At 74.5% G+C, this 13520-nt stretch carries 13 protein-coding genes and 1 rRNA gene; 10 read left to right on the forward strand and 4 right to left on the reverse strand.

The genetic code is table 11. The features are described from left to right. The first annotated feature begins 111 nt into the window (after positions 1–111). From rrf to AMK24_RS34230, 3 genes are all read left to right on the forward strand, one after another. Positions 112–228, forward strand: a 5S ribosomal RNA gene (gene rrf / locus AMK24_RS16990). Positions 229–439: 211 nt separating this feature from the next. Beyond that, positions 440–1033: a hypothetical protein gene (locus AMK24_RS34225; protein ID WP_199876444.1), complete on the forward strand. Its 594-nt coding sequence runs from the start codon at positions 440–442 to the stop codon at positions 1031–1033. Next, positions 1033–1770, forward strand: coding sequence for a tetratricopeptide repeat protein (locus AMK24_RS34230; RefSeq protein ID WP_199876445.1), 738 nt, complete (start codon positions 1033–1035; stop codon positions 1768–1770). Before AMK24_RS34225 ends, AMK24_RS34230 begins: the two co-directional genes overlap by 1 nt. A gap of 71 nt (positions 1771–1841) precedes the next feature. On the opposite strand, the gene AMK24_RS17000 is transcribed toward AMK24_RS34230, so the two are convergent. Further along, the gene (locus AMK24_RS17000) at positions 1842–3122 is read right to left on the reverse strand and encodes a DUF1015 family protein (RefSeq protein WP_073769616.1); all 1281 of its coding nucleotides are present in this window, start codon (positions 3120–3122) and stop codon (positions 1842–1844) included. 80 nt (positions 3123–3202) lie between these two features. Here AMK24_RS17000 and AMK24_RS17005 point away from each other — a divergent pair, with 80 nt between their 5' ends. Both AMK24_RS17005 and AMK24_RS17010 read left to right on the forward strand, forming a co-directional pair. Next, positions 3203–4246 (forward strand): HAD-IIA family hydrolase, encoded by a 1044-nt coding sequence (locus tag AMK24_RS17005; RefSeq protein WP_073769617.1) that lies wholly within the window; start codon positions 3203–3205, stop codon positions 4244–4246. Positions 4247–4405: 159 nt separating this feature from the next. After that, complete coding sequence (locus AMK24_RS17010) at positions 4406–5206, forward strand: ABC transporter ATP-binding protein (RefSeq protein WP_073769618.1); 801 nt, start codon at positions 4406–4408, stop codon at positions 5204–5206. 140 nt (positions 5207–5346) lie between these two features. Here the strand turns inward: AMK24_RS17010 and AMK24_RS17015 are convergent, their stop codons facing one another. Next, on the reverse strand, positions 5347–5694 hold the full coding sequence (locus AMK24_RS17015; RefSeq protein ID WP_073769619.1) for an SCP2 sterol-binding domain-containing protein: 348 nt from the start codon (positions 5692–5694) through the stop codon (positions 5347–5349). Between the two features lie 42 nt (positions 5695–5736). Here AMK24_RS17015 and AMK24_RS17020 point away from each other — a divergent pair, with 42 nt between their 5' ends. The 5 genes from AMK24_RS17020 to AMK24_RS17040 all read left to right on the forward strand — a co-directional run bounded on the left by AMK24_RS17020 (position 5737) and on the right by AMK24_RS17040 (position 11227). Beyond that, positions 5737–6081 carry a hypothetical protein gene (locus AMK24_RS17020; RefSeq protein WP_073769620.1) on the forward strand — a complete coding sequence of 115 codons (345 nt, stop codon included), beginning with the start codon at positions 5737–5739 and terminating at the stop codon, positions 6079–6081. A gap of 7 nt (positions 6082–6088) precedes the next feature. Next, positions 6089–6904 (forward strand): TlyA family RNA methyltransferase, encoded by an 816-nt coding sequence (locus tag AMK24_RS17025; protein ID WP_073769621.1) that lies wholly within the window; start codon positions 6089–6091, stop codon positions 6902–6904. Then, complete coding sequence (locus AMK24_RS17030; RefSeq protein WP_073769622.1) at positions 6901–7806, forward strand: NAD kinase; 906 nt, start codon at positions 6901–6903, stop codon at positions 7804–7806. Before AMK24_RS17025 ends, AMK24_RS17030 begins: the two co-directional genes overlap by 4 nt. Before the next feature lie 151 nt (positions 7807–7957). Then, the gene (gene recN / locus AMK24_RS17035; protein ID WP_073769623.1) at positions 7958–9703 is read left to right on the forward strand and encodes a DNA repair protein RecN; all 1746 of its coding nucleotides are present in this window, start codon (positions 7958–7960) and stop codon (positions 9701–9703) included. Between the two features lie 438 nt (positions 9704–10141). Beyond that, positions 10142–11227 (forward strand): glycosyltransferase family 4 protein, encoded by a 1086-nt coding sequence (locus AMK24_RS17040; RefSeq protein WP_073769624.1) that lies wholly within the window; start codon positions 10142–10144, stop codon positions 11225–11227. A 72-nt stretch (positions 11228–11299) separates the two neighbouring features. Here the strand turns inward: AMK24_RS17040 and AMK24_RS17045 are convergent, their stop codons facing one another. Together AMK24_RS17045 and AMK24_RS17050 are read right to left on the reverse strand one after the other, a co-directional pair. Further along, a complete protein-coding gene (locus AMK24_RS17045) occupies positions 11300–12925 on the reverse strand; it encodes a PucR family transcriptional regulator (protein ID WP_073769625.1) in 1626 nt (541 codons plus the stop codon). 210 nt (positions 12926–13135) lie between these two features. Next, positions 13136–13477: a MerR family transcriptional regulator gene (locus AMK24_RS17050; RefSeq protein ID WP_073769626.1), complete on the reverse strand. Its 342-nt coding sequence runs from the start codon at positions 13475–13477 to the stop codon at positions 13136–13138. Positions 13478–13520: the final 43 nt, after the last annotated feature.

Genomic DNA, 13520 nt, shown 5'->3' on the forward strand with positions numbered 1-13520 from the left:
AGTTGCTCGCGTCCACTGTGTTGTTCCCGGGTTGCGAACAGTTATCGCACCGGTTGAACAGTTTCACTACTTAATTGAAGAGTGTGCTTGTTCGCTAGAACCCGATAGTGTTTCGGTGGTCATTGCGTTAGGGAAACGCCCGGTTACATTCCGAACCCGGAAGCTAAGCCTTTCAGCGCCGATGGTACTGCAGGGGGGACCCTGTGGGAGAGTAGGACGCCGCCGAACAATCTTTCAAGGACCCCTGGTCCCAGCGTTCACGCTGGGACCAGGGGTCCTTTTGTTTTTCCGAAGCGCGTCGCCGGGTCGGCTGCGCGAGAATGTCTGCAGTACCCGAAGACAGGAGTCACACCCATGACCACCAACTCTCCCGACGATCGTCCGGAGCGCGAGCCGCGTCGCCGGGACGGTGGTGACAGGGGCGGTTACCGCGGGGGTCGTGACGACCGGTCCGGTTCCGGCGCACCTCGACGTGACAACGACCGCGGTGGCTTCCCCCGTGACGACCGGGACCGCGGCCCCCGCCGCGACGACAGCCGGCCTTCCGGCGGTGGCTTCCGACGTGACGACAACCGTGGTGGCGGTTTCGAGCGGCGTGACGACCGTCCGCGCGGTCCGCGTCGTGATGACGACCGTGGTGGGTACCGGGGTGGTCAGCAGCGTGATGACCGCGGTGGCCGTCCCACCGGGGGCTTCGAGCGCCGTGACGACCGCCCCCGAGGTCCCCGCCGCGACGACGACCGGCCCTCGGGCGGTGGCTTCCGTCGCGATGACAACCGGCCTTCCGGCGGTGGCTTCCGTCGTGACGACAACCGTGGTGGCGGCTACGGCGGCGGCGGTTTCCGTGGTGACGACCGGGGAAGCGACCGGGGCCGAGGCGGATACCGTGGCGGACAGCGCGACGACCGCGACCGTGGTGGCTTCCGCCGTGACGACCGGGACCGCGACCGTGACCGCGAGCCGATCAAGCGGCTGCCGATTCCGGACGACGTCACGGGCGACGAGATCGACAAGGACGTGCGCCAGGAACTGATGAGCCTGCCGAAAACCCTTGCCGAGGACGTCGCGCGCAACCTCGTCATGGTGGCCCGGCTGATCGACGAGGACCCCGAGCAGGCGTACGCGTACTCCCGTATCGCCCTGCGGCTCGCGTCCCGCGTCGCCGCCGTGCGTGAGGCGGCCGGATTCGCCGCGTACGCCACGCAGCAGTACGCCGAGGCGCTCGCCGAGTTCCGTGCGGCCCGGCGCATGACCGGCTCCGTCGAACTGTGGCCCGTCATGGCGGACTGCGAACGCGGGCTCGGGCGGCCCGAGAAGGCGCTGGCGATGGCCGGCGAGCCCGAGGTGCAGAAGCTGGACAAGACGAGCCAGGTCGAGATGCGACTGGTGGCCGCCGGGGCGCGCCGCGACATGGGGCAGATCGACGCCGCCATCGTGACGCTCCAGAGCCCCGAGCTGGCGTCCAGCTCGATCCAGCCGTGGACGGCGCGCCTGCGGTACGCCTACGCGGACGCCCTGCTGGAGGTCGGACGCGAGGACGAGGCCCGGGAGTGGTTCGGGAAGGCGCTGGAGGCCGACAAGGACGGTTCCACCGACGCGTCGGACCGGCTCGCCGAACTCGACGGCGTCGAATTCGTCGACGTACTCGACGAGGAGACCGATACGGCGGACGAGACGGACGCGGCGGACACGCCCGCGTCCGAGGGCCGTGACGAGCAGGACGGGTCCGAGGGCCAGGACGGTCCCGTGGACGGTTCGGCCCGGCACTAGCGGGTGACAGAAGGGGGGCGGCACTCCGACCGGGGCGCCGCCCCCCTTCGCGTTTCCCGCGCCGGGGCGGATCAGTCGAGCGCGAGGCTCCGCATGACCAGGCCCGTGGCCGGCTTCGGGCCGAACGACGTCGACTTGCGCGGCATCGTCACACCCTGCCGGGCCAGGTCCCGGACGACCTCTTCGCGTACGGGGTGCATCAGGACCGCTGTGGCGCCGAGGCGTTCCGCCTGTTCGACGGCGGCCGCGGTGTCGTGGATGTAGCCGATGTGCTCGGGGGCGTCGGGGACGCTCCACACCTCGTCCAGCAGCACCGAGTGCAGGACCGTCGCGTCCAGGGTGCGCCACGCCTCGGGGCGGTCCGTCCGGACCGCGCGGGCCAGCAGAGCCGGATCGGGGCAGTCCACCAGGTGGAAGCCGCCGTCGCCGGCGAGGAGGAACGCGTTGCCCTGCGCCGCGGCCTCGGCCAGTGCCTCCAGGGCTCGGGGGAGCGGCCCGCCGACCCGCTCGACGCGGAACAGGCCCCGCACGGCCTCCAGGGCCCGGGAGACCGGCAGCCCCCGCAGGAGCCGGTGGATGGCGCGGACCTGGAGCGGGTGGCGGGCCGTGTCGACCAGGAGGACGAGACCGTAGTCCCACGGGCCGGGGGCGGCCTCCTCCCGCTGGAGCCGGAGGTAGGTGGCCCAGCGGTGGTGGCCGTCCGCGATGAGCGCCTGGCGTCGGGCGAGGTCCGCCTCGATCGCGCCCCGCTCCGCGGGATCCGTCACGGCCCAGAGCCGGTGCCGGAAGCCGTCCTCCGTCGTGGTGGCGAGCAGCGGATCGCGCAGCACCGTGCGTTCGATCACGGCCGCCGACCCGACCGCCTCCCCCTCGTCGCCGCGGTAGGTCAGCAGCAGCGGCTCCAGATGGGCCCCCGTCGTGCGCATCAGCTCCGTCCGGTCCGCGACGACGTCGTCCATGACGTCCTCGTGGGGCAGCACGACGCCGTCGGCGGCGGGGGAGAGCGCCAGGGCGCCGATCACGCCCCGCTGGAGGATCTCGTCGTTCCGCTGCTCGTAGACGTACAGCGCCGGCTCCCGGTCCGGAGCGATGACCCCTTCGGCCAGCCAGCGCTCCAGGGTGTCCGCCGCCTGCCGGTGCCGGTCCCGCGCCGTGCCGGCCTGGGGGAGGATGAGGCGCACGATGTTGTGCGGATCCGCGGACTCCAGGTGATGCAGCCCGTCGGGCCGGACGACCACGTCGTACGGGGGCGAGGTCACGGCGGCAAGGCTGCCGACCCGCTCGGGGACGTAACGCAGTCCGCGGAACGGGATCAGCCGCAGCCCCTGCGCGACGGGACCTGAAGTCTTCATCAGGGCATCGTATGTGTGCGGGGGGCGCCCGCGACGGCCGGGGCGGAAACCGGGAAAAGAGAAAATGAGGAGCGAACCATATGAGCCACCAGCACCAGAGGTCCCGGCCGGCGGGGAGCGGCACGGCGCTGAACGAGGCGTACGACACGGCTCTCCTCGATCTCGACGGGGTCGTGTACGCGGGCGGTGAGGCCGTCGCGTACGCCGTCGAGTCGCTGGCGGAGGCACGGGCCGGGGGCATGCGGCTGGCGTACGTCACCAACAACGCGCTGCGGACGCCGGACGCCGTCGCGGAGCACCTGACGCGGCTCGGGGTGCCCGCCGGCCCCTCCGACGTGATCACCTCCGCGCAGGCCGTCGCCCGGCTGGTCGCCGACCGGCTGCCGCCGGGAGCGCGGGTGCTGGCGATCGGCGGCGAGGGGCTGCGGGTGGCGCTGCGCGAGCGCGGACTGGAGCCGGTGGATTCGGCGGACGACGACCCGGCGGCGGTGGTCCAGGGGTACGGCGGGCCGGACATGGCGTGGGGGCGGTTCGCCGAGGCGAGCTACGCGATCCGGCGCGGGCTGCCGTGGTTCGCCTCCAACACCGACCTGACCATTCCGAGCGCCCGGGGCATCGCCCCCGGCAACGGGGCCGCGGTCGAGGTCGTACGGATCGCCACCGGGGCCGAGCCGCAGGTCGCGGGGAAGCCGCTGCCACCGATGCACCGCGAGACCGTCCTGCGGACGGGGGCGCAGCGGCCCCTCGTCGTCGGGGACCGGCTGGACACCGACATCGAGGGCGCGTTCAACGGGGGCGTGGACTCGCTGCTGGTCCTGACCGGGGTGACCGACGCGGCCCAGCTCCTCGCCGCGCCGCCCCAGCACCGTCCGACCTACGTGGACCGGGACCTGCGGGGGCTGCTGACCGGGCAGCCCGAGGTGGAGCCGGCCGGTGACGCGTACCGGTGCGGGGGCTGGACGGCCGCCGTGCGCGGGGGCCGGCTGGTGCTGGAGGACGCGCCCGGGGACGGAGGCGACGCGCTCGACGGGCTGCGGGCCCTCTGCGCGGCGGCCTGGACCTCCGCCGGTCCGGGCGGGTGCGAGCTGGAGACGGAGAAGGCCGTCGCCCGGCTCGGCCTCTGAACCGGCTCCGGGGCCCCTCGCGGACACGGGCTCCGGAGCCCCTGCGGCGGTCCGGAGCCCAGGGGGCGGCAAGCAGCATAGGGTAACCTAACTTGGTGCTGAGCGGTGGACCGCCCGTGCCCCGCGCCGCTCCATCTCACCGACTCCGGGAGTACGACCATGCAGCGCCTCACCGCGGAATCGGTGACCCTCGGCTACGACCGGCGGATCATCGCCGACAACCTCTCGGTGGAGATCCCCGACAACTCCTTCACCGTGATCGTCGGCCCCAACGCCTGCGGTAAGTCGACCCTGCTGCGTGCTCTCGCCCGGATGCTCCAGCCGAGCCGGGGGCAGGTGCTGCTGGACGGGCAGGCCATCCACCGGCTGCCCGCCAAGAAGGTCGCCCGGACGCTCGGACTGCTGCCGCAGAGCTCCATAGCCCCGGACGGGATCACCGTCGCCGACCTCGTCGCCCGCGGCCGCTACCCCCACCAGGGACTGCTGCGGCAGTGGTCGCCGCAGGACGAGCGGGTGGTCGGGGAGTCCATGGAGTCCACCGGCGTCGCCGAGCTGGCCGACCGCTATGTCGACGAACTGTCCGGCGGTCAGCGCCAGCGCGTCTGGATCGCCATGGCGCTGGCGCAGCAGACGCCGCTGCTGCTGCTCGACGAACCGACGACGTACCTCGACATCCAGCACCAGATCGACGTGCTCGACCTCTGTGCGGAGCTGCACGAGACGCGGGGCCGCACGCTGGTCGCCGTGCTCCACGACCTGAACCACGCCGCCCGGTACGCCACGCACCTCATCGCGATGCGGGACGGGGCGGTCGTCGCGGAGGGCCCGCCGTCGGACGTCGTCGACGCGGAGCTGGTGGAGCGGGTGTTCGGGATGCGGTGCCAGGTGATCGACGACCCGGAGACGGGGACGCCGCTGGTCGTACCGGCGGCCCGCAAGGCACGGAAGGCCGCCGCCTGAGAGGGCGGGGCGCCCCCCGGTGCTCCGTCCCGCCCCGGCGGACGGGCCGGGACGTCCGCGCTGCCCGTGCGTCCTCGGCGTGCCGTCCTGCGGCCTTCCGGGACGTGCGGACGGCCGGACGGCGGCCGAACGCCGTTCCGCTACAGCAGGGACCTCAGCTTCAGCAGGTCCCGGAAGCCCGCCTCCAGGCGTACCCGGCCCGAAGCCCACGCCTTCGCGAAGTTCAGGTCGCCGTCCACCAGCGCCACCAGGTCCTCGCTCGTCATCGCGAGCCTGATCTCGGCCTTCTCCCGGGGCGGCCCCTCGACCGTGTCCCGCACCTCGATGCGGCCGTCGGCCAACCGGCCGGTGAACGTGACGTCGAGGTCCGTGATGTGACAGCTCAGCGAGCGGTCGAGGGCGGCGGCGCCGCGCACGTCGCCCCCGGCCGCCGCGAGGTTGCCGGAAAGTCTGTCGAGTGCGCTGCGGCACTCCTCCTTGGTCGCCATCGTGCTCGACGGTACACCGGTCCGCCGTTGTAGCGTTTCGGCATGAGCGACACCGATGACGCGGAGACCGCCGAGCCGGCGGGCGGGGAGCCGGCCGCCGCGGCGGCCTCCTTCGAGCCCGCCGAGCCCGCACCCCTCGGGGTCGTACGCACCCCCACCGGGTACGCCGCCGTGGACGCCCGGCTGGAGCGGCTGGCCGACGCCGACCGCCTCCCGGCGGACGGACACGTCGAGGTGTACGAGGATGTACACCGTGGGCTGCGGGCCGAGCTGACCTCGCTGGACGCCCGGCCGGACGCCGCCGCGCCCGGATCCGGATCCGGGCCCACGCCCTCGCCCCGCCCGCAGGACACGCGTCACGACACGCGTCACGACAACAGGAGCTGAACCGAACGTGGCAGGAGTGGCACGTCGCCGCCTCGACGCCGAGCTGGTACGCCGCAAGCTCGCCCGCTCGCGGGAGCACGCGAGCCAGCTGATCGCCGCCGGGCGCGTCACCGTCGGCCGCACCACCGCGACCAAACCCGCCACCCAGGTCGAGACGGCCGCCGCGATCGTCGTCACCAAGGACGACGACGACCCCGACTACGTCTCGCGCGGAGGCCACAAGCTGGCCGGGGCGCTCGCCGCCTTCGTCCCGCTCGGGCTGGCCGTCGAGGGCAGGCGGGCGCTGGACGCCGGAGCCTCGACGGGGGGGTTCACCGATGTGCTGCTGCGCGCCGGGGCCCGGCAGGTGCTGGCCGTGGACGTCGGCTACGGGCAGCTCGCCTGGTCCCTTCGGTCCGATGAACGGGTCGTCGTCAAGGACCGTACCAACGTACGGGAGTTGACCTTGGAGGACATCGACGGCGAGGCGGTCGACCTGGTGGTGGGGGACCTGTCCTTCATCCCGCTGGGCCTCGTCCTGCCCGCGCTCGCCCGGTGCGCCGGGCCCGACGCCGATCTGGTCCTCATGGTCAAGCCCCAGTTCGAGGTCGGCAAGGAGCGGCTCGGCAGCGGAGGAGTGGTGCGGAGCCCCGAACTGCGCGCCGAAGCCGTACGGGAGGTGGCCCGCCGGGCCGGGGCGCTCGGCCTCGGTGTACGCGGGGTGACGGCCAGTCCGCTGCCCGGCCCCTCCGGGAACGTCGAGTACTTTCTGTGGCTGCGGGCCGGCGCACCTGAGCTGGACCCGGCGGATGTCGACCGTGCAGTGGCGGAGGGGCCTCGTTGACGACGAATGCGGCACGAACAGTCTTCCTTTTGGCGCACACCGGCCGTCCGGCCGCGATCCGCAGCGCGGAACTCGTCGTGCAGGGCCTCCTGCACAACGGCCTGGGCGTACGGGTCCTGGCGACCGAGGCGGCCGATCTGCCGCTCCCGGACACCGTGGAGACGGTCACGGACACCAGTCCCGCCGCCGTGGACGGGTGCGAGCTGCTGATCGTCCTCGGCGGTGACGGCACCCTGCTGCGCGGCGCCGAGTTCTCCCGGGCCTCCGGGGTGCCGATGCTCGGCGTCAACCTCGGACGCGTCGGCTTCCTCGCCGAGGCCGAGCGCGACGACCTCGACCAGGTGGTCTCCCGGGTCGTCAGCCGCGACTACGAGGTCGAGGAGCGCATGACGATCGACGTCCTCGTGCACAGCAACGGCGATGTCGTGCACACCGACTGGGCACTCAACGAGGCGGCCGTGCAGAAGGTGTCGCCCGAGCGGATGCTCGAAGTGGTCCTGGAGATCGACGGCCGCCCGGTCACCGGGTTCGGCTGCGACGGGATCGTCTGCGCCACCCCGACCGGTTCGACCGCGTACGCCTTCTCGGCGGGCGGCCCCGTCGTCTGGCCCGAGGTCGAGGCGCTGCTGATGGTCCCGATCAGCGCCCACGCCCTGTTCGCGAAGCCGTTGGTGACCTCGCCCGCCTCCGTGCTCGCCGTCGAGGTGCAGCCGCACACCCCGCACGGCGTGCTGTGGTGCGACGGCCGGCGGACCGTGGAGCTGCCCGCCGGGGCCCGGGTCGAGGTGCGGCGCGGGGCGGTGCCCGTACGGCTGGCTCGGCTGCACCAGGCATCGTTCACCGACCGGCTGGTGGCGAAGTTCGCCCTGCCCGTCTCGGGATGGCGGGGCGCCCCGCACTGACGGCCGGGGCGGTTCTCCGCGGCCTCCGCAGGGCCTTCGCACGGTCTTCGTACCGCCTGCGCACGGCCGCCGCGACCTGCCCGGGAACCCTCGGGAGAGTGAACCCCGGGGCGGGGGCCGTCGCGCGTGCGGTCCTGGACCTCGTAAGGTCATGTCCGTGTTGGAGGAGATGCGGATACGGTCGCTCGGAGTCATCGACGACGCGGTGGTGGAGCTGTCACCCGGTTTCACCGCGGTCACGGGTGAGACCGGCGCGGGCAAGACCATGGTCGTCACGAGCCTCGGGCTGCTGCTCGGCGGGCGCGCTGACCCCGCCCTCGTACGGATCGGGGCCAAGGCCGCCGTCGTCGAGGGCCGGATCACGGTGTCCGAGGGCGACGCGGCGGCGCTGCGGGCCGAAGAGGCCGGGGCGGAGCTGGACGACGGCGCGCTGCTCATCAGCCGTACCGTGTCGGCGGAGGGGCGCTCACGGGCCCACCTCGGCGGCCGGTCCGTGCCGGTGGGGGTCCTCACCGAGCTGGCGGACGACCTCGTCGCCGTGCACGGCCAGACCGACCAGCAGGGGCTCCTCAAGCCGGCGCGGCAGCGGGGCGCCCTGGACCGGTACGCCGGGGACGGCGTGGAGGTCCCGCGAGCCAAGTACGCGGCGGCCTACCGGCGGTTGCGGGCCGTCGCCACCGAGCTGGAGGAGCTGACCACCCGGGCCCGGGAGCGGGCCCAGGAGGCCGACCTGCTGCGGTTCGGGCTGAACGAGGTCGCCGCCGTCGAGCCGCTGCCCGGGGAGGACGCCGAGCTGGCCGCCGAGGCGGAGCGGCTCGGGCACGCCGAGGCCCTCGCCTCCGCGGCCTCCCTCGCGCACACCGCGCTGGCGGGGAACCCGGAGGACCCGGAGAGCATCGACGCCACCACCGTGGTCGCCGCCGCCGGGCAGGCCCTGGACGGGGTCCGGGCCCACGACCCGGCGCTCGCCGCGCTGGCGGACCGGATCGGGGAGATCTCCATCCTGATCGCCGACGTCTCCGGCGAGTTGGCGGGTTACGCCGACCAACTGGAGGCCGACCCGCTGCGGCTGGCCGCCGTGGAGGAGCGGCGGGCCGCGCTGACCGCCCTCACCCGCAAGTACGGCGAGGACATCACGGCCGTACTCGCCTGGGCGCAGGAGGGCGCGGGCCGCCTCACCGAGCTGGAGGGCGACGACGAGCGGATCGCCGAGCTGACCGCCGAACGCGACGGACTGCGGGCCGAACTCTCGGCTCTGGCTCAGGCGTTGACCGACGCGCGGACGGAGGCCGCCGCCCGGTTCGCCGAGGCGGTGACCGAGGAGCTGGCCTCGCTGGCCATGCCGCACGCCCGGGTCTCCTTCGCCATCCGGCAGACCGAGGCGGCGGACGAGGCGTCCGGCATCGACGTCGGCGGGCGCAGCGTCCTCTACGGTCCGTCCGGCGCGGACGAGGTGGAGCTGCTGCTCGCCCCGCACCCCGGGGCCCAGCCCCGGCCGATCGCCAAGGGCGCGTCCGGCGGTGAACTGTCCCGGGTGATGCTCGCGGTCGAGGTCGTCTTCGCGGGCTCCGACCCCGTGCCGACCTATCTCTTCGACGAGGTCGACGCGGGCGTCGGCGGCAAGGCGGCGGTCGAGGTGGGCCGGCGGCTCGCCAAGCTCGCCAGGTCCGCCCAGGTGGTCGTCGTCACCCACCTCCCGCAGGTGGCGGCCTTCGCCGACCGGCAGCTGCTGGTCGAGAAGACCGTGGACGGTTCGGTGACCCGCAGCGGTGTCACCGTCCTGGAGGGCGAGGACCGGGTCCGGGAGCTGTCCCGGATGCTGGCGGGCCAGGAGGACTCCGAGACGGCCCGTGCCCACGCCGAGGAGCTGCTGGCCACGGCCCGCGCCGACGGCTGAGCGGTCGGAGACGGGGCGGGCCGGGCCGGGGCGGGAAGTCCGGTCCCTGCCCGGCCCCACGCGTCGGCCCCTGCTCCTGTTCCGGTCCCCGCCCCGCGCGCCGGGGCGTCGGCCGGGGGAGGGGTGCGGGCGCGGCGGGGCCCCTCCGTCCGTACGGAGTCCGCGCCGGGCGCTCGCCGGGCCGGTTCCCACGGCTTCGGGCGGCCTCCGGCGGCGATCCGGGCGGCCTCGGACGAGTCGGGGGGCGGGATCGGGCCGTTTTTGAGCGAAGGACGGCAACTTCGCGCCTCGAAATTCACCCTTGAGTGTGGTGGGGTGCGGTCGGTTGTCGACGCGGGTGATGCAGCAACGTTACGGCAGTCCCGGAACACGCGTACGGGCTGGCATCCTTGGCGCTGTCCATACCGCCCGCTCGGGAGCCCCGGGGAGCCGATCAACGTGTCACAGCTGCGTACGGTCCAAGTCCTGGGCGGCGGCAGTGCGGGCAGCAGCGCGCACGTCGGCTCCCTGACCGCCGGGCTGGTGGCGCGCGGAGTACGGGTGACCGTCTGCGCTCCGCCCCCCGTGGAGAGCGCCCACCGCTTCACGGCGGCCGGAGCCCGTTTCCTCCCGGTCCCCCGACGCAGCGACCCGGCCGCCGTCGCCGCCCTGCGGGCCGCCTGCGCGGGGGCGGACGTCGTCCACGCCCACGGCCTCCACGCGGCCGCGCGCACCGCCCTCGCGCTGAGCGGACGCCCCGTGCCCCTGGTGGTGACCTGGCACACGCGCCGGTACGCGGAGGGGGCCCGCCGGCAGATCCTGCACCTGTTGGAACGACGTGCCGCACGGGCCGCCACCGTGGTGCTCGCCCCCACCTCCGACCTGGTCGACCTGGCCCGCGAACGGGGCGCCCGCGACGCCCGGATCGCCCCCCTCGCCGTCCTGCCGCCGCCCCCGGCCGACACCGGCGCGGAACCGCACAAGGACAAACTGCGGGCCGAACTCGGCGCGGTCGAGCGGCCGTTGCTGGTGGCCGTGGGTGACCTCGTGCCGCAGCAGGGCTTCAGCGTCCTGCTGGACGCCGTCCGCCTCTGGCGGGGACTGGACCCCGAGCCGCTGCTCGTCGTCGCGGGGGAGGGGGGCGACCGGGAAGCGCTGCGACGCCGGATCAGGGAAGAGGAGTTGCCCGTCCGCATCGTCGAGCCCCGGGACGGGACAGGGGAGTTGATCGCCGCCGCCGATCTGGCCCTGCTGCCGAGCCGGTGGGAGGGCCGTTCCCTGCCGGCCCAGGAGGCGCTGCGCGCCGGGGTACCGCTGGTCGCCACGGCGGTCGGCGGCACCCCCGAACTGGTCGGGAAGGCCGCCGAACTGGTGCCGTACGGGGACGCCGAGGCCCTCGCCCGCGCGGTCGTGCGGCTGGTCGAGGATCCGGCGGAGCGCGCCCGGCTCGCCGAGGCCGGGCGGGCGCAGGCGGCCGACTGGCCCACCCAGGACGACACGACCGCCCATGTCCTCAGCGTCTACGACGAGCTGGCCCAGCCGTAGGCCGCGGGGCGCGGCCGCCGAACGGGTGCGGCGGGGCGGGGGCGCTGAGCGGAGCCCCCCGGCGGCCGGGCGTCAGTTCGTGTGACGGCGGGCCCGCAGGGCCAGACTCAGCGCCAGAACCGTCTGCGGGTCGTCCAGATCCGTGCCCAGCAGTTCACCGATCCGGGCCAGCCGGTTGTAGAGCGTCTGGCGGTTGAGGTGCAGCTCGCGGGCGGTCTCCGCCTTGCGGCCCGCGTGCGCCAGATACGCCTGGAGCGTCGGCAGCAGCGGCGGCCGGGAGGCGCGGTCGTGTTCGCGCAGCGGACCGATCGCCCGTTCCACGAACGCGGCCAGGTCCTGATGGTCCCGCAGCCGCCACAGCAGCAGGTCGATGTCGAGGCGCCGGGCGTCGTACCAGGGCCGGTCGTCCAGGCCCTGCGCGGCCGTCGCCGTCTCCGACGCGTGCCGCAGCCCGGCCCCCGCCGTCGCCCAGCCGCCCGCGACGCCCACCACGACCACTGGGGACCGCGACCCGGCCCGGTCGAGCCCGGCCCGCTCCACGCCCGCCCGCAGCGCCGCCGCCACCCGGTCCGCGACCGCCGTGCGCTCGCCCTCCGAACGCAGCCCCAGCAGCAGCGGAACCCGCCCCTCCACCGGTCGTACGCCCAGCAGCACCGGCACGCCGACCGAGGCCAGCTCCTCCAGGACCGCCCGGGCCAGCAGCGACCAGTTGCCCGAGGGGGACAGCTCGGGGGCCAGCCGCATCACCACCGGCAGCAGCGGGGAGTCGCCGGGCCGAAAGCCGAGCACCCGGGCCTGGGCGGGGGCGTCCTCCGGGGCGATCCGGCCCTCCGCGAGATCGGTCAGGAAGTCTCCCCGGCCCCGGGCGGCCAGCTCCTCCTCCTGCCGGGCCTGCATCAGCACGACGGCGAGCAGGCCCGCGGCCCGCTCGGCCGCCATGCGGTGCACGGTCGCTAGCGGCCCGGCCACCGCCAGCAGCACCAGCCGCGCCCGCACCGCACCGGTCTCGGGCCCGCCGCCCGGCACGTCCACCAGCACCGCCCCGGTCGGCGGGCTCTCCCGGGCCGCCCGGTCGCCGCGCATGCCCTCCCAGACCTGGAGCGGGTCCGCGCCCACCGGGCCGGTCCCGGTGGCCGCCGCGTACAGGAGGCGGCCGTCGGGCGTCTCCAGGAAGACCGGGTTGGCGGTGAAGTCGGCGAGGATGCCGAGGACCTGCGGCACCCCGCCCCCGTCCAGCAGCGCCCGGGTGGCGCGCCGGTGCACCTCCTCCGCCTGCTGGAGCAGCGCGTAGTGCCCGTTGACGATCTCGGTGTGCACTTCTTCGGTCACCGCGACGAACGGCACCTCCCGGTGCAGCTGGACCAGCGGGAGCCCGGCCGCTCGGGCCGCGTCCACGATGGAGGAGGGCAGCCGGCCGAAGCGCGGGCCCAGCTCCACCACCAGGGCGGCGATGCCCCGGTCGGCGAGGCGGTGGACGAAGGCGCGCTGTTCGGCGGGGCGGGCGCCCAGGCCCAGCCCGGTCGTCAGGAGCAGCTCGCCGCCCTTGAGGAGGGAGGCGATGTTGGGGACCTCGCCCGCGTGCACCCAGCGCACCGTACGGTTCAGCCGGTCGGCGCCGGCCACCACCTCCGGAAGCCCGGCGCGCAGCCCCGGCAGCTCCAGCGCCCGCTGCACGGTGATCCCGCTGTGGCTCTCCACGTCCCCGGCCCGCTTCCCCTAGTGCCCTGCCCGGCCCGGTGCTCTCCGTCGGCCGGGCGGTCGTCCCGTTCGGACTGCCCGGAACCGAACCGTCCTCTTCAGGACGCTACCGCCCGGGGAGTGTGACGCACACCGCAGGGGACGCGTACCAGCAGGTAACGGGCCCCGGAGGGGAGCCGCGCCGCGCGGCCGGCCCCCGCGCCGCCCCGTTCACCGGCCGTCCAGCAGCTCCGCCAGCGCCCCACGGCTGAGTCGCAGCGCCTCGATCCGCTCGTCCATGACCGCCAGTTCGCCGTCCAGGATCTCCCGCAGCTCCGCACACCAGTCGAAGCCCCGCTCACCCCGGGCGCACGGCAGCACCCGGCGGATCACCTCGGTGGACAGCCCGGCCCGCAGCAGCGCGCGGATCTGCCGCACGGTACGGACCGCGTCCTCGCCGTAGGCGCGGTAGCCGTTGCTCCCGCGCCGCGCCGCCAGCAGCCCCTGCGCCTCGTAGTACCGCAGCGACCGGGCGCTGGCCCCCGTCCGCCGGGACAACTCCCCGATCAGCATGTGCACCTCCCCCGTCCCCCTTGACCTTGCCACCGGTGTCAGA

The sequence above is a fragment of the Streptomyces sp. CB02366 genome, from assembly GCF_001905905.1.
In the GTDB taxonomy this organism is placed as follows: Bacteria; Actinomycetota; Actinomycetes; order Streptomycetales; family Streptomycetaceae; genus Streptomyces.